The sequence below is a fragment of the Paenibacillus sp. NPDC056933 genome (assembly GCF_042674385.1).
Lineage (GTDB): Bacteria > Bacillota > Bacilli > Paenibacillales > Paenibacillaceae > Paenibacillus.
In genome coordinates this window covers 962,293-987,094 of sequence record NZ_JBHUQN010000001.1, presented here as the reverse complement: position 1 = coordinate 987,094, position 24,802 = coordinate 962,293, and the positions used below count along the sequence as shown (strand labels likewise).

The 24,802-nt window shown below is 47.2% G+C and carries 20 protein-coding genes; 6 read left to right on the top strand and 14 right to left on the bottom strand.

Features of this window, described 5'->3' with window-relative positions; genetic code table 11:
- Nucleotides 1-6: 6 nt before the first annotated feature.
- The 6 genes from ACFTRD_RS04550 to ACFTRD_RS04525 all read right to left on the bottom strand — a co-directional run bounded on the left by ACFTRD_RS04550 (nucleotide 7) and on the right by ACFTRD_RS04525 (nucleotide 8,361).
- Complete coding sequence (locus ACFTRD_RS04550; protein WP_379377937.1) at nucleotides 7-627, bottom strand: YIP1 family protein; 621 nt, start codon at nucleotides 625-627, stop codon at nucleotides 7-9.
- A complete protein-coding gene (locus tag ACFTRD_RS04545; protein WP_379377936.1) occupies nucleotides 608-2,074 on the bottom strand; it encodes a gluconolactonase in 1,467 nt (488 codons plus the stop codon). Before ACFTRD_RS04545 ends, ACFTRD_RS04550 begins: the two co-directional genes overlap by 20 nt.
- Nucleotides 2,075-2,085: 11 nt before the next feature.
- On the bottom strand, nucleotides 2,086-2,949 hold the full coding sequence (locus ACFTRD_RS04540; RefSeq protein ID WP_192265310.1) for a carbohydrate ABC transporter permease: 864 nt from the start codon (nucleotides 2,947-2,949) through the stop codon (nucleotides 2,086-2,088).
- Between the two features lie 2 nt (nucleotides 2,950-2,951).
- Nucleotides 2,952-3,863, bottom strand: a complete 912-nt coding sequence (locus ACFTRD_RS04535) for a carbohydrate ABC transporter permease (protein WP_379381181.1) — start codon at nucleotides 3,861-3,863, stop codon at nucleotides 2,952-2,954.
- Nucleotides 3,864-3,938: 75 nt separating this feature from the next.
- A complete protein-coding gene (locus ACFTRD_RS04530) occupies nucleotides 3,939-6,866 on the bottom strand; it encodes an extracellular solute-binding protein (protein ID WP_379377935.1) in 2,928 nt (975 codons plus the stop codon).
- A 118-nt stretch (nucleotides 6,867-6,984) separates the two neighbouring features.
- Nucleotides 6,985-8,361, bottom strand: a complete 1,377-nt coding sequence (locus tag ACFTRD_RS04525; protein WP_379377934.1) for an ABC transporter substrate-binding protein — start codon at nucleotides 8,359-8,361, stop codon at nucleotides 6,985-6,987.
- Between the two features lie 521 nt (nucleotides 8,362-8,882).
- Between ACFTRD_RS04525 and ACFTRD_RS04520 the strand changes: the two genes are divergently transcribed.
- Nucleotides 8,883-9,923 carry a LacI family DNA-binding transcriptional regulator gene (locus tag ACFTRD_RS04520; RefSeq protein ID WP_379377933.1) on the top strand — a complete coding sequence of 347 codons (1,041 nt, stop codon included), beginning with the start codon at nucleotides 8,883-8,885 and terminating at the stop codon, nucleotides 9,921-9,923.
- A 108-nt stretch (nucleotides 9,924-10,031) separates the two neighbouring features.
- Here the strand turns inward: ACFTRD_RS04520 and ACFTRD_RS04515 are convergent, their stop codons facing one another.
- Both ACFTRD_RS04515 and ACFTRD_RS04510 read right to left on the bottom strand, forming a co-directional pair.
- Nucleotides 10,032-11,210, bottom strand: coding sequence for a DUF4272 domain-containing protein (locus tag ACFTRD_RS04515; protein ID WP_379377932.1), 1,179 nt, complete (start codon nucleotides 11,208-11,210; stop codon nucleotides 10,032-10,034).
- Nucleotides 11,211-11,230: 20 nt separating this feature from the next.
- Nucleotides 11,231-12,451 (bottom strand): RtcB family protein, encoded by a 1,221-nt coding sequence (locus ACFTRD_RS04510; RefSeq protein WP_379377931.1) that lies wholly within the window; start codon nucleotides 12,449-12,451, stop codon nucleotides 11,231-11,233.
- 215 nt (nucleotides 12,452-12,666) lie between these two features.
- Between ACFTRD_RS04510 and ACFTRD_RS04505 the strand changes: the two genes are divergently transcribed.
- The 5 genes from ACFTRD_RS04505 to ACFTRD_RS04485 all read left to right on the top strand — a co-directional run bounded on the left by ACFTRD_RS04505 (nucleotide 12,667) and on the right by ACFTRD_RS04485 (nucleotide 17,357).
- A complete protein-coding gene (locus ACFTRD_RS04505) occupies nucleotides 12,667-13,326 on the top strand; it encodes a TetR/AcrR family transcriptional regulator (RefSeq protein ID WP_379377930.1) in 660 nt (219 codons plus the stop codon).
- A gap of 112 nt (nucleotides 13,327-13,438) precedes the next feature.
- A complete protein-coding gene (locus tag ACFTRD_RS04500) occupies nucleotides 13,439-14,587 on the top strand; it encodes an alpha/beta hydrolase (RefSeq protein WP_379377929.1) in 1,149 nt (382 codons plus the stop codon).
- A gap of 518 nt (nucleotides 14,588-15,105) precedes the next feature.
- Complete coding sequence (locus ACFTRD_RS04495; protein ID WP_379377928.1) at nucleotides 15,106-15,612, top strand: DUF6773 family protein; 507 nt, start codon at nucleotides 15,106-15,108, stop codon at nucleotides 15,610-15,612.
- 23 nt (nucleotides 15,613-15,635) lie between these two features.
- Complete coding sequence (locus ACFTRD_RS04490; RefSeq protein ID WP_175399435.1) at nucleotides 15,636-15,839, top strand: helix-turn-helix transcriptional regulator; 204 nt, start codon at nucleotides 15,636-15,638, stop codon at nucleotides 15,837-15,839.
- Nucleotides 15,840-15,899: 60 nt separating this feature from the next.
- Nucleotides 15,900-17,357, top strand: coding sequence for an erythromycin esterase family protein (locus tag ACFTRD_RS04485; protein ID WP_379377927.1), 1,458 nt, complete (start codon nucleotides 15,900-15,902; stop codon nucleotides 17,355-17,357).
- A gap of 141 nt (nucleotides 17,358-17,498) precedes the next feature.
- Here ACFTRD_RS04485 and ACFTRD_RS04480 read toward each other — a convergent pair whose 3' ends face one another.
- The 6 genes from ACFTRD_RS04480 to pgsA all read right to left on the bottom strand — a co-directional run bounded on the left by ACFTRD_RS04480 (nucleotide 17,499) and on the right by pgsA (nucleotide 24,786).
- The gene (locus ACFTRD_RS04480; RefSeq protein WP_379377926.1) at nucleotides 17,499-17,936 is read right to left on the bottom strand and encodes a GNAT family N-acetyltransferase; all 438 of its coding nucleotides are present in this window, start codon (nucleotides 17,934-17,936) and stop codon (nucleotides 17,499-17,501) included.
- Between the two features lie 41 nt (nucleotides 17,937-17,977).
- Nucleotides 17,978-18,403 (bottom strand): GNAT family N-acetyltransferase, encoded by a 426-nt coding sequence (locus ACFTRD_RS04475; RefSeq protein WP_379377925.1) that lies wholly within the window; start codon nucleotides 18,401-18,403, stop codon nucleotides 17,978-17,980.
- Nucleotides 18,404-18,425: 22 nt separating this feature from the next.
- Complete coding sequence (locus ACFTRD_RS04470) at nucleotides 18,426-18,908, bottom strand: GNAT family N-acetyltransferase (protein WP_379377924.1); 483 nt, start codon at nucleotides 18,906-18,908, stop codon at nucleotides 18,426-18,428.
- A gap of 187 nt (nucleotides 18,909-19,095) precedes the next feature.
- Entirely contained in the window at nucleotides 19,096-21,204 is a 2,109-nt protein-coding gene (locus tag ACFTRD_RS04465) for an S-layer homology domain-containing protein (protein ID WP_379377923.1), read from the bottom strand.
- Between the two features lie 134 nt (nucleotides 21,205-21,338).
- Nucleotides 21,339-24,008 (bottom strand): winged helix-turn-helix domain-containing protein, encoded by a 2,670-nt coding sequence (locus ACFTRD_RS04460; protein ID WP_379377922.1) that lies wholly within the window; start codon nucleotides 24,006-24,008, stop codon nucleotides 21,339-21,341.
- Nucleotides 24,009-24,198: 190 nt separating this feature from the next.
- Nucleotides 24,199-24,786, bottom strand: a complete 588-nt coding sequence (gene pgsA, locus ACFTRD_RS04455; protein WP_379377921.1) for a CDP-diacylglycerol--glycerol-3-phosphate 3-phosphatidyltransferase — start codon at nucleotides 24,784-24,786, stop codon at nucleotides 24,199-24,201.
- Between the last annotated feature and the right edge of the window lie 16 nt (nucleotides 24,787-24,802).

Sequence of the window (24,802 nt, the reverse complement as noted above, 5' to 3'; positions counted from 1 at the left end):
CCTCCTTTAGGTCCGAAAAATCAACTCGCGATAGATGTTGTAACCAAATTCATATAACTGCTGCAACATGCTGAACACCAATGCTCCGAGGAACACGATGATGCCCATTACAATCACCGTCAGCAGCATCGTTATGATCGTTTTGATCACCGTATATTGGTGCACCGTCATCATGCCAATGAAGAGAAGCAGCAGAAACCAGAAGAACGCAATGCTATTAAACAGATAATAAAAGGCAGTCTCCTCCTGGACCATGAACCGGCTGATGACGATCATCGGGGCATAGATCAGAATAACCGGAATGAGCGAGTAGCCTGTTGCCAGAAAGATTTCCCTGAACTTTCCTTCCCCTTCCATCAGGGTGGTTACCGCCCAGTTGGCCATGCACCAAAGAAAGAACGGCACAACAACTGTCGCGATCTCCACGATGCTGTTAATCGTGCGAGGATCGATGTAATTGACGAGAAATCCCGCGTATTGCTTTTGCAAAATCATCATGATTATGGTGAGCGCCAGTGCCGAAAAAGCGACAAGCATCCGGCCCCGGTTATCCGACTTGAGATCCCAGTATGCATCGATGGGGTGAAAAATGAGATGCAGCGGAAACTTAATGTAATCCTGCTTCACGGTCCATTTGCCTCCTCCGTCTCCATTTAACCGCCACTCGGGCCAGGATCAGAATGAAAATCAGCGCGATGGCAAGCGTCAGAAAGGTCCCCAAATGCTCCTTCATCATCTCTCGCCGATGTCTTTTGAACGCGACAGAGTAACTTTTGCGATCCATCCCCAGTTCGAAATAACCCAGAGCTTCCTCGTTTTTCTTCTCCATCAGCAGGGACTTGCCAATACCGATATAGGCAATATCATAGTTGGCGTTCAGCTTCAGCACTTCTTGCCAGATATGGACAGCCTCTGTATCCTCACCCTGATAGTGAAGGGCAACCGCTTCATTCACGCTGGCTCCGAACCGTGTTGGCTCATAGATCACCAGATTGTTTTTTCCCCGATCCAGTACCAGATGTTGATCCCCGGATTGTTCCATGGCTACTGGCGTTTTGAGCGTGCCCACCTGATTGCCTTTGCCTCCATATACGTAGAGCAGATGACCTTCATCATCATAAGTAAACACCCGATTCTGCGTTGCATCCAGCACACTGTACATGCCGTTACCCAGCACCTTCACATCAATCAGTTTGGATGGACCCGGGTTGTTGCGGAACCTGACATCTCCTTTGACATCAAAATAACCAAATCGTTTCAGCACATCCTCGCCGGATGGGTTGAGCCGTTTGATCGGTTCGTTGGAACCGGGGTCGATATTGGTCGCATACACGAACCCTTTGGAGTCGATATCCACATTGGAAAACTCGGTCGGTACAAACAAAACCATCTGTGCCCGTTGGGCTTTGGTTGAAAGCATCCGCCAAATGTATTCGCCGTAGTCCCGTTCCACCTTGTTGGTACCGACGTATCCGATGAATTGACCATGCTCGTCAAACTGCATTATTCCTTCGTAAACACCCTGAGCCACCACATACACCCGACCTACCCGATCCACCGTCAATTTCAGCGGTTGGAACTGAGCATTGGTCGCGATGATATCGGACTCCGGCTTCGTAATGGTATGGATCAGTTTGCCTTCCGCATCCAGCACAACCACGCGGCTGTTCCCTGTATCAGCGATGTATATTCGTTCCACTTCATCCACGAATAATCCACCTGGAGTATTAAAACTCTCCTTGCTGCCGTTCATCATAAATCCTTCGACCACCCGCAGCAGCTTATAATCCGCGTCCAACACAATAAGTCGGTTGTTTCCGCTATCCAAAATATAAATCTGCCCGGAGGGAGATACATTCACATCACCGGGATCTTTGAATTCACCAATGCCCAGGTCGCTGCCCGATATGGTTCGCTGAGGCAGATAGGCATCCGGTGAAGGAACAGCCTCTTGCCAGTAGTTGTAGTTATAGCTCTCATACGGCGCCGGGGAGGCCGCCGCAGGCACGGCATTCACCAGCAGCAGCGATACTGCCGCCAGGAGAACAAGCCATCTTTTCACTGTGCGTGCCATATCGTTCCTCCTTATTCCTTCATGCCCGAGCTCGCCATCGTCTCAATGATGCGGCTCTGTGAGAAAATAAACAGCGTAATAGGCACACTCATCAAAATAAGCGCTACCGCAGCACCTGCACCTGCCCGGGATATGCCACCCTGAATGATCTGACCCGCCGCATAGTGCAATGTCTTAAGCTGCTCACTGTAAATGTATCCATTGCCGTCACTGCCCCATAACATCTGAAAAAGAAGGATGATCAAGGTGAGCCAGGCCGGCTTCACGTTCGGCATCACGATGGACCAGAAGATCCGGTATTCACTTGCACCATCAATCTTCGCCGCCTCCAGCAGCGCATCCGGAATCTGCTCCATGAATTGTTTCATCAGATACAAACCTAATGAATAGGCAAACGCCGGAATAATGACAGCCCAATACGTATCGATCCATCCGAGCCATGACATGATCATATAGTTCGGGATCGCCGTTACGGCAGGCGTGAACATCAGGGATAACACAACCACCTGAAACATGAACACTTTGCCCGGAAATTTGTGCTTGGCGAGCGGGTAAGCCGCTGCCGAAGCGAGCAGCACATGGCCCACGATGCCAATGCCCGTAATAAATACCGTGTTGAAGATATACCGCGAGAACGGCACCCACGAGTCACTCAGCAGATTCAGCAGATCGGTGAAGTTGCTGAACGTTGGATTTTTGACAAATAGTGTTGGTGGAAAGGTGAAAATCTCATCCAGCGGTTTGAACGCATTATTGATCGCATAGATTAGCGGCAGCACCATAAAGGCACCAAATACGAGCAGAAGGGCAAACAGGGAGAGGCTTCCCGATAAGGAGCGGTTCACCCGCTTTTTGCCTGTCGCAATTGCAGCCATAGCTATTCTCCCACCCTTCGAAGCAGTTTCTGTACCAGCAGGTTGGTGCCCACCATGATCATGAACAGCACGGTTGCTATCGCCGACGCGTACCCCATTTCAAACCGTGTTGTACCAAAGTCGATCAAATGGGTCACTACGGTCTCTGCTGCATAGTTAACACTCGGGAACCCAGCCAGCGCAATAGAGACATCCGCCACCGCAAACGAGGTCGTGAGTTGAATGACCGCACCGAACATCAGTTGTGGGCGCATCGAAGGCAGGGTGATATACCAGAGCTCCTGCCAGCGATTTTTGATTCCGTCTACCGCGCCTGCCTCATATAACGTCCGGTCTACGGTCTGCAAACCGGCGATGAACGCCAGAAAGCCTGTTCCAAGACTGAGCCACAATTGCACCAGTATGAGGATCGGCATAATGTAGGCTTCGCTTTTTAACCACTGGATCGGTTCCAGCAGTACCCCCCATTTGATCAGCAGTCCATTGGCTATTCCGTAGCGATCCCCAGAGAAAATCATCAGCCAGATGAAATAGACATTCCCCGAAATGGATGGTGCATAGAAAATCAGTGTCATGAATGCTCTCCATTTGGGCGTTAATTCATTAATAATCCACGCGAACACAAAACAGGCAATATAACTGATCGGTCCGGTGATAATAGCAAACAGCAACGTATTTTTGATGGCAATGAGGAATACGTCGTCCTCCAGAAACAGACGGGTATAGTTCTGCCAGCCAATAAAACGGGGAAACTCCAGCATGTTGAAGTAGGTAAAGCTGAGTATGATGGAGATAACCACCGGAATCACAGTGAACATGGTGAACAGGATCATGTAAGGAGCAAGCAGTACATAGGAATGTTTGCTGGCCTTCATTTCCTTGAGCTTCCAGGACCACCATGATTTCAGGCCCATCCCCGGCATTTTCTCAGGAGGACTGTTTTGTCCGTCTCGGAGTGATATTTGTGACACTGTTAACCCTCCCTCTGCTTACGGAAGACCAAATTCATTACGCTTGATCCGAATCTCGTCCTGAATATATTGGGTGTAATCCATAATGGATTCCCGGGCCTCCACTTGGCCAACAACCGTCTTGTAAAATGCATTGAACAGATGGCGTCCGGTAAAATAACCGCCAGGCACCTCGGGAATGCCCTTGACCATTTCGAATTGTGCCTTAAGGTTGGCGTAATCCTCAGCAGGCCATGGTAGCGAATCGAGTGCCTTGATGTTGGCCGTCGGATAACGCGCAGCCGCGCCCATCAGCCCTTCCATCTCCCGGCCAAACTCAGCCTGAACCGGTGTACTGGTCCACCATTTCATGAATTTCCACGCGGCCTCCTGATCCTTGGCGCTTTCCAGCATCATGACCGCGCTGCCGCCGCCCGGAACGTCCCGATTCAATGTTCCATCCGGCTGTACAGTCCCCGGAACCGGAACAAATCCCCATAATCCACGGATCTCCGGTGCAAATACAGAGAGCTGGTTATACATCGTGTAATCCGTCAGACCAATCGGCATCTGTCCGGTCCGAAAACGGTTGGCAAAGTCATACTCCCGCTCCAGCTTGTAATCGGTATACAACTCTGTCCACTTCTTAAATGTTTCAATTCCGATACGGGAATCCAGATCCGATTCCTTGCCGTCATTGCGATAGAAAGAGCCGCCGTTCTGTAACAGCATCGTGGCATACTGCGAGTTAGGCGGGATGTTGACGCCCTGCATATTGGCCTGGGCCACCACCGGCATGCCAAATTCCATATGATTTTTACTCAGAATCGCCAGCAGGCTTTCGACATCATCCCACGTTTGAGGAACTTCCAGCCCCAGCTCTGCGAGCACGTCTTTACGGTAAAACAACATATTAAAGGTCTGTGTCTCGGGCAAAGCGTACACGCCTGAATCATAGGCGTACGGTACGATGGCACTGTCTCTAAACTCTTGCTCCACCCTGGTATAGTCACTGAACTGGGTGAGATCCACCGCTGAGTTACGCATCGCAAAGTTCACAGGCAGATCATTGCCGATCTGCATCGCCACATCCGGCCCTTCACCCGATAAGGTGGCTGGCAGTAGGGTCCCCATGTTGACCAGCTTCAGATTAACGTTGATGCCGCTCTCCGGCGTAAAGGTCTCATCGATCATCGCCTTCATCGTGTTCGCCTGGTCCCGTCCACTGCCGATCCAGACCGTCACCGTGCGCTGATCCTCCGATGTGGCTACGTTCCCGATCTGGTTATAATCAATGAAGAATGAATGATAGAATGTCTTTGCTTCATGACCAAGCTTCGCCAGCGGACCCATACCCGTTCCGGGAATGCTGTTGTCTAGTGAAGCTACATAGAGTGCATCAATCTCAAGTGGTTGCTCGCGAGCCTGCTGTACCCAGGTACCAAGTCCGCCGGTGTTCGTTTTGTAAGCAGCGAGCCTTCTTGGAATGGTATCCGGCTTGTCAATCATCTCGTCCAACTGCTGGGCCATCGTTTGGATCAACGCTTCCTGATCGCTGGACTGGCCTGACAGGAGACGAAGTTGCTTTGCCACTTCCTTCAGACGTTTGCTTTCCCCGCTGAACACCTCCAGCAGATTCGGAATCTGCTTCTCCACCCGGTAATCGCGAAATTCGTCTGGCTTGGTGCCTGTAATCATCAAGATTCTCCGGTACATGGAGTTCAGATTGTACAAACTGTCCTCCACATTGCGGATCAGTGGGGCAAAGTCGCCCAGGCTGTTCTCCAGCCGAATGACATGTTTGCCTTTTTCCAACTGAAAGTTGTAAGCTTCCTTACCGCCCATCACGTCGATGCGATAGTCGCTTTGATAACGGAACGATGCTTTGGTCATCTCGGCAAACGGAACTTTGCCATCAATGGTCAGCTTGCGCGTGGAATAGATGCCTTTAACAAAATTTTGCTGAGTGGTAAAACCGATATGATAAAGTCCACTCTCCGGCACATCCACTTCCCATTCGATCCACTGTCCTGGCAGACGCCAGTTATAGCCACCAATCGTATTAATACGCACTCGGGAAGCGCTGTAGGGAGACACAGCTGAACTTGATCTTTCACTGGTTGGATATAGCGTAGGTGAAGATTTGGCAACAGCCGCTTCCCCCTCAATTCGGATAAGCACATCCTTAGGCTGACCGGATGAGTTCATCTGCTGCGCCCCCGCAGTTTCCGCATAAGAAACGGCTGGCTTCTCATTGAATAGCCGTATCGATCGAATCACCATGGGTTCGCGAGATGATTTCAGCGTTAGCGTGTGCTCTCCTTTTTCCAGGTAGAACTTGAATGGAGCCTGTTCGTATCCGTCCGAGTCCTGAAATGTTTCCTCTATCCAGCGGGGTTTCTCCACTTGTTTTGGGCGAAGATCATTGCCCTGGTTATCCTGTTCAACGACTTCCTTCTCATTTCCCCATACCCGGTCAAACTGCAAATAGGCGGCTTCCGCAAACGGAAGTTCACCGTCTATGTACAATGCACGCTCGATCGCGGAGCTCTTGCCTTCTACGGGAAAATAGACAACGGAAAGGTTGTACAACCCGCTTTCCGGCACATCGACAATCCAATCGACCTCTCCAGTCTCTCCGGTATGAAGTGCCGTACCTTCCATACCCTCATAATGATCCAGTTTATGGACCCCCTCACCCTCAGCTCGGCTGTAGTTCCCCGCTTCAATCGTGATGTCTGCCTCCGGCCGTGAAGCCTCACCGGCTTGAATCAGATACTGTTCATAACCCTTCTTCTGCCTCGTTTGCTGCAAGATGGCATCTACCTCAATGGCAGGCAAACTGCCTGGCGGAACATCGGCACTGTCCACATCCGCACCGGAGGTGAAATACAGTATGACGCAGGCTGCCGCCGCTACGATTACTGTGGGCAGGATCCATTTTTTTCGTTGCAGAATTCCAGCCATTCTACGAGTCCTCCTCATCAAGGCTGATGCCAGCCGCACCCTATTTCAAAGGTCCAGGAAAAGAGGCGCCCGTGCATGATCTCAAGCACACGGCACCTCTGCCTGTAAACGGCCGGTGTTATTGTTTGCCGAGCTTATCAACTGCCGCTTGTGCCTGTGCTTTGTACTTCTCGGCAGTTGCCGTAACGGATGCATTGTTTTTGATAATGTCATTTACATAATCCCCGATTGGATACCCAGCATAGGCATCATCCAGCAGGATGCGTCCGGTTCCCGCGATATGCTCTCGAATCATGGCGATGTCCTTCTCGTCGGTATACCGACTCTCCAGGTAATCCTGACCTGGATACTCTTCAATCTGTGGGATGTCGAACGTCTCTTCATAGATTTGGTATACGATTTTAGGATCTTCCACACCTTTGGGAATGAATTTTGCTGAAGCAGCGTTGTTGGCGTATGTTACATCCTTATTGCCCTGAGGGCCGTTCGGAATCGGTACGACTCCTGCAGCAAAGGTGATATCGCCCAATTGCCATTCCGCAGCAGTGAACAAAGCCACATCTCCATCCTTGAACGTGTTGCTTTCCTCCCAATTCGTTTTGTCGCCTGTTTTGACTTTCACGACATTCTCCACGTTATACAGGCGTTTGACAAATTCGGCAGCTTCAATCGTTTTCGGATCGGATAATCCTTCTTTCGAATGTTCATCATCAACAATCGTGCCGCCATTGGCTGCGGTAAAGTGACGAAGCACGTCAATGGCCCAGCCGGAAAATCCGTATACGTCCATTTTTCCGTCGTTATCCGTATCTTTGGTTGCCTGCTTCGCCAGTTCCATGAATTGGTCCCAATTCCATTCGCCTTTGTTGTACAGTTCCTGAGGATCGGGCAGGGATAGCTTCTTGAATAAGTCACGGTTGTAGTGAAGTCCCAGACCGATGCTGGTCGGAGAATCAAATGCGTAGGAGTTGCCTGCGATGGCAGGGTATTTCGCGATCAGGTTAGCCTCTTGGTTGATGTTGTTCTCAGCTGTGGTAAATTCGGAGATGGGCAGCAGTTGCCCTTTGAGGATGGCGGGAAGTGCGGATTTGTATTCCATCTGAACGATGTCTGCAAACGGTTCGCCAGCCAGCGCAGTTGTAGTGAATTTGTTCATGTATTCTTCAAACGGCACATTCACAAACTCGATTTTCACGTTGTATTTCTTCTCGACTTCAGCGATTTTATCCAGCCTAGCCTTATCCGATGCGGTCTCCCCCGCAGGCTTCAGATCCCACCAGGCCGCAACCTTAATGACACGTCCACCCAAATCCGGTACATCGACTGCCACTTCTTCCGCTCCGCCTTCTTTGTCTGTCTCGGCGGTCTCCGTGCTGTTGCCTGAATTGGTTGTTGCATCAGTACCCGGCTGAGCTGTCCCACCACCGCTGCAAGCGGATACAAAAAGCATCACGGCCAATAACATCAGCGGCAAAACATTCCATTTTCTAATCATGAATTTAACAACCTCCCCGAATGTGTATACAAATCATGGCCCAGCATAGCTTCTTGAATTTCATTCTTCCTAAAAAAATTGAATGACCACCACCATTTGTTATTTATTCGTTTGGTTTTGACAAACAAAATTTAACATAGCATAATGTAAGCGTCAACATTTTTATTGTTAACATTTTCTAATTTTTCTGATAAACTGCTGTTACACCACCTTAAACCCCTTTGTTTAAGCATATTATCCAAATACCATTCTGAGTACTCTCGCATTTTATCGGGAAATTCATTTGCCATTTTTGTTATTTTAATAAATAACAAAATAATAATAAACAAAACAAAAAACGACCATTTTCTCCTGATATCAATCCATCACCGTGGTCTTTTTCCGTCGTTACATGTAAGGGGTACTAACATTTTCATTTCTCCATCCGTTATTAGATTAAGGGAAATACAACATGATATACTAGAATCAGTTTCTCATTGTTCAAGGTAAAAATACGGCTGAACTACGAGTGTAAGGATGGTATGATGAAGACGAAGGTAACAATTCAGGAAATTGCACATTTTACAGGTCTGTCGAAATTTGCGGTCTCACGAGCGCTGTCTGGAAAATCAGGTGTTAGTGAACAGACACGGGACGTTATTCTCAAGGCTGCTGGCAAGCTTGGATATTTCAAAGATAACAGCATGTTGTCTGGTGATATGTATAGCAGCAATGAGCTTCAGGACCCGCAGAACATGCGGTGGAGCGGAACCATTTTGATTTTGTTTCCCAATGTTCGTTATCAGAATCAGGAATCCGTATACTGGGGTCCAGTCTTTAACGGGATATCATCCAGACTGAATCAGAAAGGCATCAATATCCTCACCCTGACAGAACCTTCTGCGGATCAATTATTCACGCTGCTGAACCCGGATGCCATTCGGGGCATTATTACGGTGGGTTCCATCTCGACACCGATTCTGCTTGAAATCAAGCGTCTGGGCATTCCCGTCGTTATGGTGGATCATCTGGACCCTGTTTTTCATAGTGACAGTATTTTTACCGATAATTTTGCCTCCATGCGTGACATTATGCTCTATCTTCTGCGCAAGGGATTCAAACGGTTTCAGTTTGTCGGAAATACCAGTGATGCTCACAGCTTCTATGAACGTTGGGTCGCCTATACTTCTGTATTAATGGGACACGGATTGAATCTGAATCAGATCCCGGAACTGAGCAGCCCGGAGGTGGATGATTTCCGTCAAACATTTACGTCCGTCATTAACGAGGAGAACTTGCCTGAGGTTTTTGTCTGTGCCAATGACTTCTTTGCGCTTTACACCATTGAAGCCCTGGAGAGCATGGGAATTCGCGTACCCGATCAGTGCGTGGTCACCGGTTTTGATAATGTGTACGACAATATCCCTGTGCTCGCCACGGTTAATGTAAACAAGGAACTGCTTGGTGCACGTGCAGTCGACCAGATGTTATGGCGCATTGTGAATCCGGAGAGTAATGTAGAGAAGAAGCTGATTCTCGCTGATGTTATGATTCGGGAACAGTACGGAAGACATAGCGGGTAAACAGAAAGGTACCAAGAGACGCCAAAATACCCCCATAACCAGTGTTTGCCTGGCTTGGGGGTATTTGAGTTTGGGTTATATAAAAATAGTTAACTTTAAAAGTCCATTCTACGTATCTGTCCGTACATCATCCCAGTCCTGATCCAGGTAACAAATCAGCCAGTTCAATGCCCGGTGACGTTCGTAGGCCACTCCGCCATTGAGATCCGCGGGAGGTGCTTGTTCCTTCACACGACTGTCCACACACACCCAGTTGTATCGGTAAATTAGGTCTGCTGCATCGAGAATCTCGCTTTTGGAGCGAAACCGTGCCCCGGCTACAAAGGCTTCAACATCGTCACATTGCTGCAAATACCCTACATCCTGGCCTACGTTACAAAGATTTACCGGTGCTCCAAGTTCCTTGACGTAGCCAAGCGCCCATAACATCACATGATAAGCTTCATACCCCCATGAAAAGGAGATAACCTCCTGATGCTCGGCCCCATGTTGCTCGATAAATCTTCTCTCCACAGGCGAAAAAAATGAAGCTGCATCATACTTGTCGATCACTTCCTGGACCAGCGCTGCTGTATCTTCCGCGCTTTCGCCCGCTCCCAGGCACTCACCCTTGAGTGCTGCAATACAAAGCGCTACCGCACGCTGTGCGACTTCTTCCACACTACGGATCGTTATATACTCTTCCCCCGCTCTTGCAGGCAAATGAACATTAAAGGGGATTCCTTGCTCTGTTAGAAGCTGCTCCGACCGCTCTTTGCGCAGAGTTGCAGATTCCGACGGGGGTCTGACATCGTCCAGAAAACTGGTGTGAGCTGTCACTTTGTAATCCTCCACTTCGGATTCTCCGTTGACATCCAACAGCAGCTGACCTTGCGCGTTCAGCAAGGAGCCACCTCCCCAGAAGATGACTGCATCGAGGGCATCTGCCAAGTGCAATAACTCATTGAAGAATTCCTCCGAAATGTCTTCTTCGGTCTCGATACCAACAACCATATTCAGTGTAGCGCATTTAATCAATACCTTTTCCTGCAGCGAAGGATTCTTTCCTTCAATCTGACTCAGAAATCCCAACATTCCTTGAATCATTGAAGTAAATTCTTCAGGGTGTGTCTGGCTGGTCATGATATTGAAGCCCTTCGTCTTTTTGCTGAACAGCTTCTTGCGTGTAACTTGAATGTGGGTTTTGTCTTCCTTACGCTCAATTGTATCCTGAGGGTATATGGATTGAATCATTTCAAACAACTGATCCAGGTCAAACTGTGAGCTGTATATCGCACAATTTCTCATGGGGTTCACCTTCTTTTCAATTAGTCCTTATACGGGTCGAATTCATTGCCTCCGGCCATCGCGACACCTACGGGGCGAAGGATATGGTTGATTTTCAAGGTAAGAGCATGCGCATTCAGCACGTCCTGCAGCTTTTTGTACACAAATGGACTTTCATCCGTTCCTGCTCCCCGAAGCTCCACACCATAGGCACGGATTGCCGCTTGCATCTGTTCTTCGCTAATCTCGCCGCCCATGCGTGTACGCAGCTTGTAATTCATTTTGCCAGCCGCCTGGGTTCGGCTCATCGTGCGCCCTGCACCATGTACGGTGCTGCGGAAAGACTCGGTATTCTCCTCGCTGTGGACACCCTCCACAATTACCGAGATATCTCCCATGCTGCCTCCCACAAAACCAAGCTGGCCCGGTGACAGCGGCGTTGCTCCTTTACGGACCACCACCACATCTTCACCCATATGCTTTTCTTTCCAGGCAAAGTTATGATGATTATGAACCGCGTACTCTGCGCTCGCTCCGAGAATTTCAAGGACCTGATCAATGACATAATCGCGTCCTGCATACGCGTATCGGCCGGCCAGGGTCATCCCGTCCCAATACATATCACCCATTTCACTCTTGAGGTCAAACAATGTCGGCGGTTGATCCATCGATTCTCCCGGGGCTTTGCCACTGAACTTGCGTCCAGCAGCCAAATTCAGAAAACCACTCGCAACCTTGTGGCCGAAGCCGCGGCTGCCAAAGTGGTTCGCAATCCACACTTTACCCGTCGCCTCTTCCACAAAAATATCCACAAAATGATTGCCGCTGCCCACCGTCCCAAGTTGGTTGCGTGCAAGTGTCTTCAGCTTGTGCTGTAATCCAGGCTCGATGGAATCAAACAGCTTCCAGCTGGCATCCTCAAACAGTTCATGCTCCACAGGTGTTGGGTTGTTGCGTCCTACGCCGAAGGATATGGTTGAGTTAATGTCATCCATAATAACAGCAATCCGGTCCCGGATATCGTCCCACATCAGGTTGGTGCGAACAGCCTTGTTACCGCAGGCAATATCATAACCGACCCCTGACGGGCTGATCATGTTCCGGTAGGCGACTACGCCCCCGATGGGCTGTGAGTACCCTTTGTGATGGTCTGCCATTAGAGCCACGCCCAGTACGTCACCATGCTGCGAGCAAGTCACCGCCTGACTTACTGCATTCTCCAGCGGCTCCCCCCAGACTTTAATGTTATCCACTATTCTCATGATCTGTAAAACCTCCTGTCTCATCAAAACGCTTTGTATATTTTACCAGAAATCATGCCATATGGGCAGGAAATCAAATCCTAAGTGAAAGGATAATGTTCTATGCAATGGTTTTAATTTTTTATAATGTTATTAATATTTCAGTACAACTTTACATGTGAATGAATTATCGGTATAGTGTGAATGAGTTCACACTTCAAAGAAAGGAGTATTCTATGCCCAAAAATTCTTTCTTTCGTTTAGATGAAGCAAGGCGCGAGGAAATATCTAATAGCGCTATGCATCTTTTTGTTGATCATCTTTACGAGGACATAACTATGAAGATGGTTTTGGATCGTTTGTCCATGCACCCCGGAACATTTTATCGATATTTTGAAGACAAAGATGACCTTTATTGTCTGTTAGTACGTAATGTGACCCAGAAAAGAGCGTCGTATTTTAATAACAGTAATGAAGATTCCCTTTACCGGTTTTTCCTTACTGGCTTATTTGGTAAAGTTAACGGCATGGTGACCGAGCCATTGAATGAGCTGGAAATCAAACTCACTGAAACATTTTTATACATTCCTGAGAACGTTTTACTTAAAGTATATCTGAATGTGCTAAAGGGCGAGTCATCCCCCTTAATCAAGGACATGTTACGCCGAATGAGGGTTGATGGATATCTCCGACCTGATATTGACGACGACCTGATTTCTTTTATGTTTGAGTCAATGCAGTTTAATTTAGTCATGTTTTTTAGGGAATTCGATATTAAGGACTCTAAGTTGCAACATAAGATCAGCAAATACTTTGCTGACTTTATGGGTCATGGGCTGCTTGAAGATCATAAGTATTCTGAAATGGTTAGCGATCTCAAGAAAGCCAAGGAGTAGATATGATTCACTGAAGATAGGATGTAATCGTTTCACAGTTTTGAAAAGCGCTTATAGCGCAATGTATGTATTTCACATTCGCCACTTTTATTAATTAAGGGGGAACAGGACAATGAAAACGTATGACGTATTTCCAGAACCAATTGGCAGCTATACTGTCGGCCGGACCCAGATGGATTTGGAGTACACGGCATCAGATCACTCCAAAAGAGAACTGACGGCGTTCGTGTACTATCCGTCCGACAGCAGCGAAGGTAAGGCTACATCAACGTATATGTTTCCTGAGGTCTACGAGATGTTAAAGGATCAGCCACTCGTCACCGGGTATCTTACAGGGGATGTTTTCTCTATAGATATCAAGACCCGGTGTTACGACGACCTTGCTCTCTCCGGGAAAGAAAAGCGCTATCCGGTCTTATTCTATGTTTGCGGCGGGGGCGGTTCTCCGGAATGGGGTACAGTGATCTGTACAGACTTGGCAAGCCTGGGATATGTTGTGGTAAGCATCGGCCATCCGAATAGCACGATGTATAAGCGTAAAGATGGGCGCCTGTTTAATGTATCAAACGGTTTTTCGGATGCCATAATGGCGTTGGCTGAAGATCCGGAGATGCAGGCGCTGGTTGGTAAGATGGAGATGCGGCCTGACGATGAAACTGCCGTTGAGATGAACCGTAACGTGCTTACACTCCCGGTACTTGCCAAGGTAACAGAGTATAGTGAGTTACAGGCAGAAGATGTACGGTATGTAGCTGATTATCTGTACAAACTGGACGCTGGAGAGCTGAATACCATTTTTAAAGGCAGATTGCTCCTTGACACCGGCATGGGCATCGTCGGACATTCTTATGGAGGGCTTACAACGGCGATGGTTTGCCGGGACGACGATCGGTTCGCCTGCGGGATTGGCTTGGACAGCGGTGCGTTCGGTCTTCTGGGCAGCGACCTTAAGAAGCCCTTCCTGCTGCTGTTTCGTGAACCCAACTACAACATGAATGCGATAATTGGCGCTAACAATAGCAGGGAAACCTATTATTTCTCTGTTGATCGTGTTGCGCATTTAGATTACTGCGACATCGTGTTTACCAGTGTTAATGAGGAACTCAGAGGCGAACGGGATGCGATGGAGATGCGAAATCTTGTTACAGACTATACGAAGAACTTTTTTGATTATTACATCCGGCAGAAGGATGCATGTGTGGAAAGTCTGGCTTACGAGGGCGTGGACTTGATCAAGAAGTACCCGCAACAAGTGAATTAACCGAGAGTGTGCTGATAAACGCATGTCAAAGAGTTGGCCGTACAGACAGAGAGCCGATAACCGCGTAATAGGGTTATCGGCTCTCTCATATTTCAGGCATTGTTTTCTATTTAAGATCATAAGCGGTGTTTTCACCGTTGAAAAACATACTTAGAAACAAACTTCTCATACCTAATGAATTTATACGATTGAATCTAAAACATCTCATACCAACATCACATAAGATCGATCACACAGGGTTAATTCAATAAAGGGGGACTTTAGTACAAAAAGAGCTTGTATCTAAGTGATACAAGCTCTTTTCTATTTGTGTATTCTTACACAAAATAAGTTTTAAAAAAGTTGCAATATAAATTACAAATTGACAACATCTATTTTAGTTTAATTTTATCGTATTGTATTTTATACCAAACAAAATGACATATATATATTTCAAAAAGACTCAAATAATATTATCATGAAGGGCATAAGAAATATTTCCCACATGTACACAAATCTTTATAAAGGAGAGGTCACTCATGAAATGGTTCAAAAAAAATGGCAATCTGGATGAGCGTATCGTCAATCTGAAAAACAAGGTGTACAAGGAAGCTTACACTTTAATCATGTGCATCTGCGGCATCTCCATCATGATCAAAAGCTTTCTCAGTTGGGAAACTTACTCCATGCTGACGGAAGTGATCATCCTTCTCGCAGGAAGCATCTATTTCGGAGTTCGTTCCGTCATGCTGGGCATTTATTCGGATGAAGTTGAAGTCCATGACCAGACGAGCAAAATTTCTTATAGCCTGCGCAACATCATTACGGGCCTAATTATCGGTATTTCAATGGCCTTGTTCCTGGGCATAAGAAGTTCCGTTTTGTTTGCCGAGACTGCGCATGAGAAGTGGTGGTTTTTCTTCCTCGTATTTATTACTTCACTGCTGCTTTATATTCCGTTCTTTGCGGGATTCAATGTCATAGTTCATCACTTCGCAAATAAGGAGAGTCAAAAAGCCGCTCGTAAAGATCAGTGGGATTCTTAGAAAGGATACAAGGGTGAATAGGCATGAAAAATATACGATTAAAAGTCGCCCGGGTAGAAAAGGATCTATCGCAGGACGATCTGGCACGGATCGTTGGTGTATCGAGGCAAACCATTGGTCTAATAGAACTGGGAAAGTATAACCCGTCCCTCAGCTTATGTATTGCCATATGCAAGGCACTCTCAAGAACACTGAATGACCTGTTCTGGGACGAAGAGCAGACATAAGCCGGATGGTTCCAATACGAAATCATTTATAATCACGTACATGATGAAGGAGGCATTATTTTGATTTATTTCAGGAAAAGAAAAACGGGTGCTGTACTTGCACTGACTACAACCATACTAGCGAGTTCACTCTATCCAACAGGGCATGCAGGTGCTGCAACATCATCCGCCATGGAAACCATACAGGGTCAGGTAACCCAAGTGCAATCTGCGAAAACGTCGGATGAGAAAATTGTGGAGTGGAACGAATGGGCTAAAGATCATGCGTATCGACTGGACAGCATCCAACCTGTGAAGACAGGTCAGGAGCGAGATTCCTTTTCGGATCTGAATATGCTGAAGCCACTGCTGCATGACAAGCGAATTGTATTTCTGGGTGAAAGCTCCCATGGGGTTGCCGAATTTAATCTGGCGAAGACCCGGTTGATACAGTTTTTGCATCAGGAAATGGGATATAACGTTCTTGCCTTCGAAAGCGGTCTCTCCAATACATCCCTGGCTAATGCCATGATAGGACAGCAAAGTCCGGAACAAACGATGAAAAACTCCATCTTCGGCGTCTGGTGGTCCAAGGAAATCACGCCCTTGTTCGATTATCTCAAAACAAACGCACAAACCGAACAGCCTCTCATCCTGACCGGTTTCGATATGCAGCTGCAATTCCCGTTGTTGGACGGTAACTGGCTGAAGGATAAAAAGCTCGCCAAGCGTCTCGAACAAACGGAACAAAAGCTATCCGAATTCTCCGCCGGAACGGATCTGAAAGCCTACCACGCTGAAAAAAATGGAATCATCAAGGTATACAAGGATGTCCTTCAATCCCTGAAATCCGAAGCGAACCAGACTTATCTGCAAAAAGAATATCCGAATCAACCGAAACTTTCCATGCTGCTGGAGCGAAGCCTCAATGATCGAATTCGTGTAGCGAGGGAATATGTCGCTCTTTCGATACGCTCAATGGCTGAAATGAATGAAGGCAAATATGAGACGTTTTTTGATTCAATGGCGTGGCGCGATCAGGCGATGCATGACAATCTCATGTGGCTCGCTACCGAAGTATATCCAAACGAAAAGTTCATCGTATGGGGACATAACGATCATATACGTAAAGCACACAGTGAAGTAATGGGCTCACCTTATCCAGTAACTTTAATGGGTGAGATGCTTTCGGAGGAAATGAAGAAATCCAGTTATGTTCTTGGATTGTATGCATCCAGCGGCCAAACGGCTGATAATGCCGGCGGAGTTCATGCCGTTGAGCCAGCAGAGCCCGGTTCCGTTGAGGCCATTATGTCCGCTACGAATACGCCTTACAGCTTCCTGGACCTTCGATATCAGAGCAGGGAAACAGGCAACTCCTGGATGTTCGAACCACGATTTGCATACAGCTGGGGCATGATCCCTGAGAGTTTTGTTCCACGCGATCAGTATGACGGCATTTTAATGATTGACGATGTTCATCCACCGCAATATATCCGATCATCCTCATCTGGTTCCAAAGAACAAAATAAGGAATAAATACAAAAAGAGAGCTGGCAGCTCTCTTTTTGTTTTCCATTTTACGTGTCTACTTACCCTGATCGACCGCCCCAGAACACCCACGTCGACGTGTTTCCTAATCACACTCCCTATTCTCCGTCACGAAAACGGAGAAATTTGTCAATTAAAATGCTTCCGGTACCCCTGAACCTTTTCATCCTTAAAGCCCAGCTTTTCATAGAACATATGAGCCTCCTTGCGCTGATCGCCAGACACCAGAATCATGTATTCACATCCAAGATCTCTCGCAATATGCTCAATCCGAAGCATAAGCTTCTGACCGATTCCTTGCCTGCGTACCTGATCGGATACAATCACATTCTCCACAACCATGAAGGGATTGCACTGACCAGCCAGATCCATACATTCAATGCCCATAACCGATCCGGTCAGTTCCCCGTTATAAAATGCACCAAGAACATGGTAGTGTCCATTTTGCTGAATATAGTGGAACATCTTCTGCATCTGCTCTTCATTGGTCGGTCTACCCATCAATTCGTTGTATAACTGGCTTAACGCCGGTAAATCTTCAAGTTCGATTGGTTTAATGGTAACCATGATAATCCTCCTGATTTTTCTCCTATTTCACATATGCTGTCTTAAGTTAGGTTCTTCTTAAAATAATAATGGCTGTGTCCTGTCGGTGCATTCTCAATCGTTGCGATCAATTGGTAGCCATGCTTCTTGTAAAAATCCGGTGCCTGATACGAGAATGTGTTCAGTTGGATGAAATCACAGGATTTATCGCGAGCAATGCGTTCAACCTCACGTAGCAATTGGGAACCGTAACCCTGTTGCCGCTGACCTGCATCAACCCAAAGAATGTCAACCTCCAACCAGTTCCAGCAAAGTGTACTGAGCACACCTGCAACAATCTCGCCGGCCTCATTTTTGATGTTGAAATTCAATTCTTCGTAACGATGCCTTAATTCCTCGCTCACATGAGCTGCATTAAAAGAAATGAGTTGCTGGCGAACATATTCTGAATCCTCTGAAGTACTTGGATTGATGTTTATTTGGGACATCCTTTTCTCTCCCTTCTCGTCATTACTCCGTGGTAAATATTTGAATGGGTCCGTCCCAACCTGGCTCTCTAACCTCTTGGTATTTATTATGGGTATAACGTGCAATAACCTTACGCCAGAAAGCCTGAGCAGGCACGTTCGTCTCCATCTCCGCCACTTTCCATGCCCCGGGGAAAAGGTTGAACAATTGAATGGCGGCTTGCGCACCCATTCCGAGCTTTCTGTATTTTTTCATTACAAAAAATTCTGCCATTTGATATATACTTGTTCCCTGTTCACTCCCAATTTCACGAATCAGTGCGAATCCAGCCAGTTGTCCTTCAACCCGGAATAAAAAAGGATGTCTGCCCGTTTCTGTCCAATAATGTTCCAGGTACACATATTCGTATAACCCGTTTTCATTGACGTCCTCCGGGTCATATTGAGTAAAATCATATTTGTATAATTCCATCAGATTGCGCAATGTTGATTTGTGTTGATACTCCGCTTTATGAATCGATAACATAGCGTATTTCCTTCTTTCTACTTGATCATCGTATGACGTTGTCATTCGCAGCCGCATTCGTTTCTTGCATATTTTAACATGATCTTATTCCATATAATATTCCATATAAAATAATACAACGCACCTCCTTGGGAGATGCGTTCAACATACTATTTATTCAATGCACTATTTATTCAATTACGTTATTTCAAAGCAATTCTTCTCTCATCTTGAGCATGACTTCTACATATCCTGAATCCATTTTGCCCAATATGTCTCTTGCCTGCACGTAAATCCGAATCGGGGTCTCACTCAATCCCAGAGCTTTAACGTATAACTTCTGTCCTTCCATCCTGACTTCAGCCAGTTGTGGATCTGCTGAATCCGCAGTGAGAACCAGTGTAGAACTCTCGTCATCTTCATCTTCAAACATGTATGCCAGGTCGATCTCGGTCTCTTCTTCGCCAACATAAACTGTATTCCCCGCTGGTGCCTCCACCAGTTCAGGGGCAGCATCATCAAAATCATACATGGACAACTGCTGTAGCAATGTCTGATGTAAAGTGAAGTCAGGCTCTTCTCTCAGGGGTATGACATTGCCACTCACATCCAAGGATTGCAAATCAGACAGCGCAGCAACTCCAGTAGGTAAATGACCAAGCTCATTATTGTTCACACCAAGTTGTTGTAAGGAAAGTAATCCGCCCACGTCCAGTAAAGCAAGTCGATTATTCGCGAGATTCAGATACTCCAGCTGATCCAGTCCGGAAACATTGATTTCCGACAGTTGGTTACCGGATAAATCCAGCCATTTCAAATGATCGAATCCAGAGGCATCCGCCTTGCTTATTTCGTTTCCGGACAGGTCTATTTCGGTAACATTCAACCCTTTGAATATTTCGACTCCTGTCAGATCGGAAATGCCTGCATTCCTTGCATACAGTCCACCATTCGTCTGTATAAGAGCTTCTACCAATTCATCTTTGGTTAGCGGATCATCCACATCCTTTTGCAACCAATAAGCAACGGCTCCAGCCAGATGCGGATCAGGGAATTGGCGGCTTATCGTATTGACCTGCACCTTAACCTTGAGTTGTGCCGTGACACTTGCCCCCTGATCATCGGTCGCTTTGATCGTTAGCAATGTTTCTCCAGCAGCCTGTGGCACAAGTCGAATCACTTGGCCATCCACAGTGGAGAAAACGATGGTTTCATCTCCTGCTACGACACTGAACTGCAATTCATCCCCATCGGGATCACTAAAATAAGAGGAGGCCTGCCAATCGGGTGAGGCGTGATCCAATGTAAGTTCCTGATCTGGCAAACCGCTACTAATCACCACCGGAGCCCTGTTCCCCGTACCTGGGTTGGAAGGATTGGTTGGGTTCGTTGGGTTCGTTGGGTTCGTTGGGTTCGTTGGATTGGTAGGCGTGGATCCACTTCCTCCACCCATGCTTCCATTTCCATTCCCTGGCGTTACCCCAGAATTACTGTTTGTGTTTCCTGCGTCGTTCTTTGCATCATTGCCGCCTGAAGTCGTGCCCTGCACCTCAGTTACCTTTCCTGGCTCATTAGAATTGGATTCCGGATTGGCTCCCGCCTGACTTGCAGCTTCTTCAAGCGCTTGAATAAGCTCGGTTGTGCGTAATGCAATCACGGCCATTTCCTGTCTGGAAGTGGAGCGCTTCGGAGCAAAGTTTCCATTTTCCCCTTTCAAAATCCCCAACTCAACGGCCTGTTGTACACTTGGCAAAGCCCAAGCACTAATGTTGGACGTATCCTTAAATGACAACACTCTGGTTGGATGTAACGCTTCATCATATCCCTTAACTTTCAGCGCCCGAATGATCGTGGTTGCCAGCTCTTCCCTTGTCACCAAACCGCCTGGACGAAATGTACCATCTGGATAACCGTTCATGATTCCGGCCAATTTGAGAGTATTAATATACGCGCCATTCTCAGCGGAACTTTCAATGTCTTTGAATAACAGATCTGGAAGCGGATCTGATGTCAGCCCCTTCAGTTCCAATAATTGTGCCAATGTGTACGCAAGGTCCCCTCTTGTTAACGTTGCACTTGGGTTAAAATTACCTGCTGCATCCGCCAGAATCATCTGTTGTTCAGCAACCTTTTCAATGGCTTGCCTGGCCCACGGTGCTGCCTGCTGCAAGTCACCAATGCTTACTGCATTGGTCGCTGCACTCACTGTTCCGGGAACCGCAATGACTGATAATGACAGAAGGGCTGCCAAATAAGGCGAGACCTTACGGTGCCTATTTTTAGAACAAACTTTTGGATTGGATACACGTGTTGACATCTCTTAACGTTACCTCCCACATGGATATAACCCTTACGTCATCAAAGACCGCAAGAGTTATTTGATTACCTTTATTGTAGGAGAGACCTTCATTCGAAAACAGTCTACAAAAGAGTAGACATGGTTTCACCTCATCATAACAATCCCCGCTGCTCAGCAATTTGTACAGCATGCGTACGACTATTCGCACCCAGCTTCGCGAACACTCGGCGGATGTGGGTATTTACGGTTCCGGGTGAGATACCAAACTCGGCAGCAATCTGTTTGCTGGTCAGCCCCTCAGCTATATAACCGAATATTTTTTGCTCCATGGGGCTAAGCCCCACTTCTTTTGTATCAAGGTTTGCCTTCCCTACAGGTGAGAAGCCTTTTGTCCGTTTATCTCTCGCGAATGCCGATAACAACTGCTTCACATACGCCATTTTTACACCATGATCCTGTATTGCCTTCGTACGACCTAAATACAGATATTTCTGCAGCAACCGCTTCATTTGCTCACCTTCAGCAACGAATGAACGGATATATCCTTCCGATCCCCCCAACACCAGAGCACGGGATAACGCGGCTACGCTAGCATCTATGAATCCTTCCTTTTGCAGCATGATTGACTCCAGCAAGGCACACTCTATCTGTTCAGTCAGCCAGTCTCGTTCTTCAGCCTGTTTACGGATACGTCTTAGTTCCTCTCGCGCAAGAGCGTACTGTTCAAGGACGATCATCGCACGTATACGGACCATGGAATGGAATGTCTGATCACAGCTGGTTTCAGCGGCCATACTGCTTTCGCCAACAGGCTTAGCAAGAATGGTCCGGGCCAATTCCACGGGATTCATTTCAAGTAAAATTCGGTGTTGATGAGCTTCCAGTGCTGGCTGCCAGTAATCCATATCCTTCACAGATAATACACCCGTGACTTGCCGAAGCAGCTTCATGCCTTCCTCAGGCCTGCCCAGTGCGAATTCCAGTCTGGCCTTGAGTACATACGCAGGAACGAGCAGCGCAGCTACTTTGATCTGCAAAGCCACCTCAAGTGCTCGGTCCGCATAACATACCGCTTCTGATAACCGATCCTGTTCCATTAAAATTTCACCATATCCGACACCATAGTAGGACGTCACATAGGCATGTTCATCATACCAACGGTCCATGATGGTTGCGAAGCAAGCTTCCCCACGCCTCAGGTAGCCATTAACGCCATGAAAACTACGTAGGCGCATGCTCTCTCTTCGGTCATAGTCCATATATTGAAAGGCAATATCATCGGGATATCCCTGATCGATATAGGACACCAAGTAATGAGCCAGCCCCTCCAAATCTCTGTTCTGATAGGCCATGTAGGCTCGCATCACACAGATGACTTGCAACAAATACCCGATAATCTCAGGTTCAAGCTGCCCTTGAAGATGCACCCGGATGACGTGTTCCAATTCATCAAGCTGCTTCACCATCTGTCCATATGGCATTTCGCGCGCAACAAGGAACAGGTAGGACATATATAATTTTGGACGTGCCTTCACAATTTCCAGTGGCAGAACATCGAAGTATCGGCGAAGCGTCCACCACTCCCCCATAATAAAGTGGGCAAACAGCTCTTCCAGCAGTATGGCTGCATCCTGCATGTGCTGTCCGAGAATATAATGATCCAGTGCTTCGGCCGGGTATCCTTGCTGCTTATACCAATGTGCGGCAAGGGCATGTAATTCATCCACCTGTGCTATGCCAGAACGAGCCAGTTCACGCTTTAAAAATGCGGAGAACAAATGATGATAACGATACCAGTTCGCCTCCCGATCAAGCGGAACAAGGAAGAGATGTTCCTTCTCCAGCTGTCTTAACAATTGCGGAGCTTCCTCCATATCACTCAATACTTGGCATAACCCGCTGTTCATCCTTCTCGTAATTGCCGTTCGGAGCAGAAATTGTTGCATTTCCGGTGACTGACGCTGAAACACCTCTTCAAGCAAATAATCCGAAATCGACCCTTCGCCCGCCTGTCCCTGATCTTCACGAGACAAAGAAGACGATATCTCATGTATTGGGCTGACCAACGAGTGTGCACCCAATGCATGAGATAAAGCAAGCAGCTTCAATCCGGCAGCCCAGCCTTCAGTCTGCTGTACCCAACCACGCGCGTCACCCCCGGTAATATCCAACTGCATGATTTCCTGGCAAAATTCAATGCCCTCCTCTGCCGTAAACGCCAGTTCCTGAAGCGTAAATTGCTTCAATTCGCCACTAAGACGCAACTTCTCTAGCTTGAACGGAGGATAGGTTCGACTTGACAGTACCAGATGAATGGGCAGGGGCAGGTTTTCGATAAAGTATTGCATCTGCTCATGAATTTCAGGGTGCGTTACTGCATGATAGTCATCCAGAATGAGCAGTGCATGTTGATTGGTCTGGGCAACGCGGTTCAGCAATAATATTAGTGCTGACCTTGGATCTATCGGATATCGTTGCAAAAAGTGTGGTAGGACATCTCCGCAGAGCCCCTCTCTCACTCGATCCAGTGCATGAATAATGTAGAGCCAAAACTGAAGCGGATCCTGATCTTTATCATCCAGGCAGACACAGGCCGCATGTACTGCTTCACTTCTCACCCAGCTGCCTAAAAGTGTGGATTTCCCTGAGCCAGCCGGAGCAGTCAACAACGTGACTTTGGATTGGAACAATTCTTTGCATTGCGAACTAAGCCTTGGACGGTCCATTGTATCCGCTGGCAAGGGTGGCAGTTCCAGCTTGGTGGTTAAAATCATAAATTGAAGCCAGTCTCCGTGAAGACCAGTTGTATGTTCCTGTTGCATGATATCCTCCTGAATCAGCACCATAGTGCCCGTTTTCCGATTCATTGTATGTACATTCAGATACCCTAAGTATACAAGGAACTGCAACGAGGCCCCACACTTTTTTGATCAGAAGCAACGACAAACAAGCCCTGCATGTTGAATGCAGGGTAACATTTGGATTGTCAAGGCATTATCCGATTGGCTCTGCCTATCTTCCTGGCTGAAGCAACTTATAGTTCACCACAATATAGTTCAATCCCGATAACAGCGTAACTCCTGCCGCCAGCCACAATAAAATCACATCAACCCGCACATCCGTCAGCAAACTGAACAAAGCATTATTCAGTAACACTGCAATGATGGCTGCCACCTGCAGCACCATTTTGATCTTGCCATATCGATCAGCAGCCAGGGCAATTCCCTGTTCACTAGCAATCATGCGCAGCGCTGTAATGACAATCTCACGTCCAATAATGATCACAGCTATCCATGATCCGATCAAATCCTCTTGGACCATCATAATCAACGCAACCGAAATCAATAGTTTATCTGCCAATGGATCAAGCAATTTTCCCAGATTGGTGATTTGATTATATTTTCTCGCCACATACCCATCCAGCTTATCCGTACCTGCTGCCAGCACAAAAATAATAACCCCAATCACCACACCATGTTGATCCAAAAAACGCAAAAAGTCACTCGATTCCTGCATCCACGCCGGAAAGCGAATGAAGCACAACATAAACAATGGAATCAATGCCATTCTCGCTAAGGTGATTTTGTTAGCCAGATTCATTCACATTCACTCCTAA

Excerpts from the sequence above, each read along its gene's own strand:
- pgsA (WP_379377921.1), bottom strand. The coding sequence starts at position 24,786 with ATGAATCTGGCTAACAAAATCACCTTAGCGAGAATGGCATTGATTCCA.
- ACFTRD_RS04465 (WP_379377923.1), bottom strand. The coding sequence starts at position 21,204 with ATGTCAACACGTGTATCCAATCCAAAAGTTTGTTCTAAAAATAGGCAC.
- ACFTRD_RS04495 (WP_379377928.1), top strand. The coding sequence starts at position 15,106 with ATGAAATGGTTCAAAAAAAATGGCAATCTGGATGAGCGTATCGTCAAT.
- ACFTRD_RS04535 (WP_379381181.1), bottom strand. The coding sequence starts at position 3,863 with ATGGGCCTGAAATCATGGTGGTCCTGGAAGCTCAAGGAAATGAAGGCC.
- ACFTRD_RS04520 (WP_379377933.1), top strand. The coding sequence starts at position 8,883 with ATGATGAAGACGAAGGTAACAATTCAGGAAATTGCACATTTTACAGGT.
- ACFTRD_RS04460 (WP_379377922.1), bottom strand. The coding sequence starts at position 24,008 with ATGCAACAGGAACATACAACTGGTCTTCACGGAGACTGGCTTCAATTT.
- ACFTRD_RS04505 (WP_379377930.1), top strand. The coding sequence starts at position 12,667 with ATGCCCAAAAATTCTTTCTTTCGTTTAGATGAAGCAAGGCGCGAGGAA.
- ACFTRD_RS04525 (WP_379377934.1), bottom strand. The coding sequence starts at position 8,361 with ATGATTAGAAAATGGAATGTTTTGCCGCTGATGTTATTGGCCGTGATG.
- ACFTRD_RS04480 (WP_379377926.1), bottom strand. The coding sequence starts at position 17,936 with ATGGTTACCATTAAACCAATCGAACTTGAAGATTTACCGGCGTTAAGC.
- ACFTRD_RS04510 (WP_379377931.1), bottom strand. The coding sequence starts at position 12,451 with ATGAGAATAGTGGATAACATTAAAGTCTGGGGGGAGCCGCTGGAGAAT.
- ACFTRD_RS04530 (WP_379377935.1), bottom strand. The coding sequence starts at position 6,866 with ATGGCTGGAATTCTGCAACGAAAAAAATGGATCCTGCCCACAGTAATC.
- ACFTRD_RS04540 (WP_192265310.1), bottom strand. The coding sequence starts at position 2,949 with ATGGCTGCAATTGCGACAGGCAAAAAGCGGGTGAACCGCTCCTTATCG.
- ACFTRD_RS04515 (WP_379377932.1), bottom strand. The coding sequence starts at position 11,210 with ATGAGAAATTGTGCGATATACAGCTCACAGTTTGACCTGGATCAGTTG.
- ACFTRD_RS04470 (WP_379377924.1), bottom strand. The coding sequence starts at position 18,908 with ATGTTATCGATTCATAAAGCGGAGTATCAACACAAATCAACATTGCGC.
- ACFTRD_RS04545 (WP_379377936.1), bottom strand. The coding sequence starts at position 2,074 with ATGGCACGCACAGTGAAAAGATGGCTTGTTCTCCTGGCGGCAGTATCG.
- ACFTRD_RS04475 (WP_379377925.1), bottom strand. The coding sequence starts at position 18,403 with ATGTCCCAAATAAACATCAATCCAAGTACTTCAGAGGATTCAGAATAT.
- ACFTRD_RS04490 (WP_175399435.1), top strand. The coding sequence starts at position 15,636 with ATGAAAAATATACGATTAAAAGTCGCCCGGGTAGAAAAGGATCTATCG.
- ACFTRD_RS04500 (WP_379377929.1), top strand. The coding sequence starts at position 13,439 with ATGAAAACGTATGACGTATTTCCAGAACCAATTGGCAGCTATACTGTC.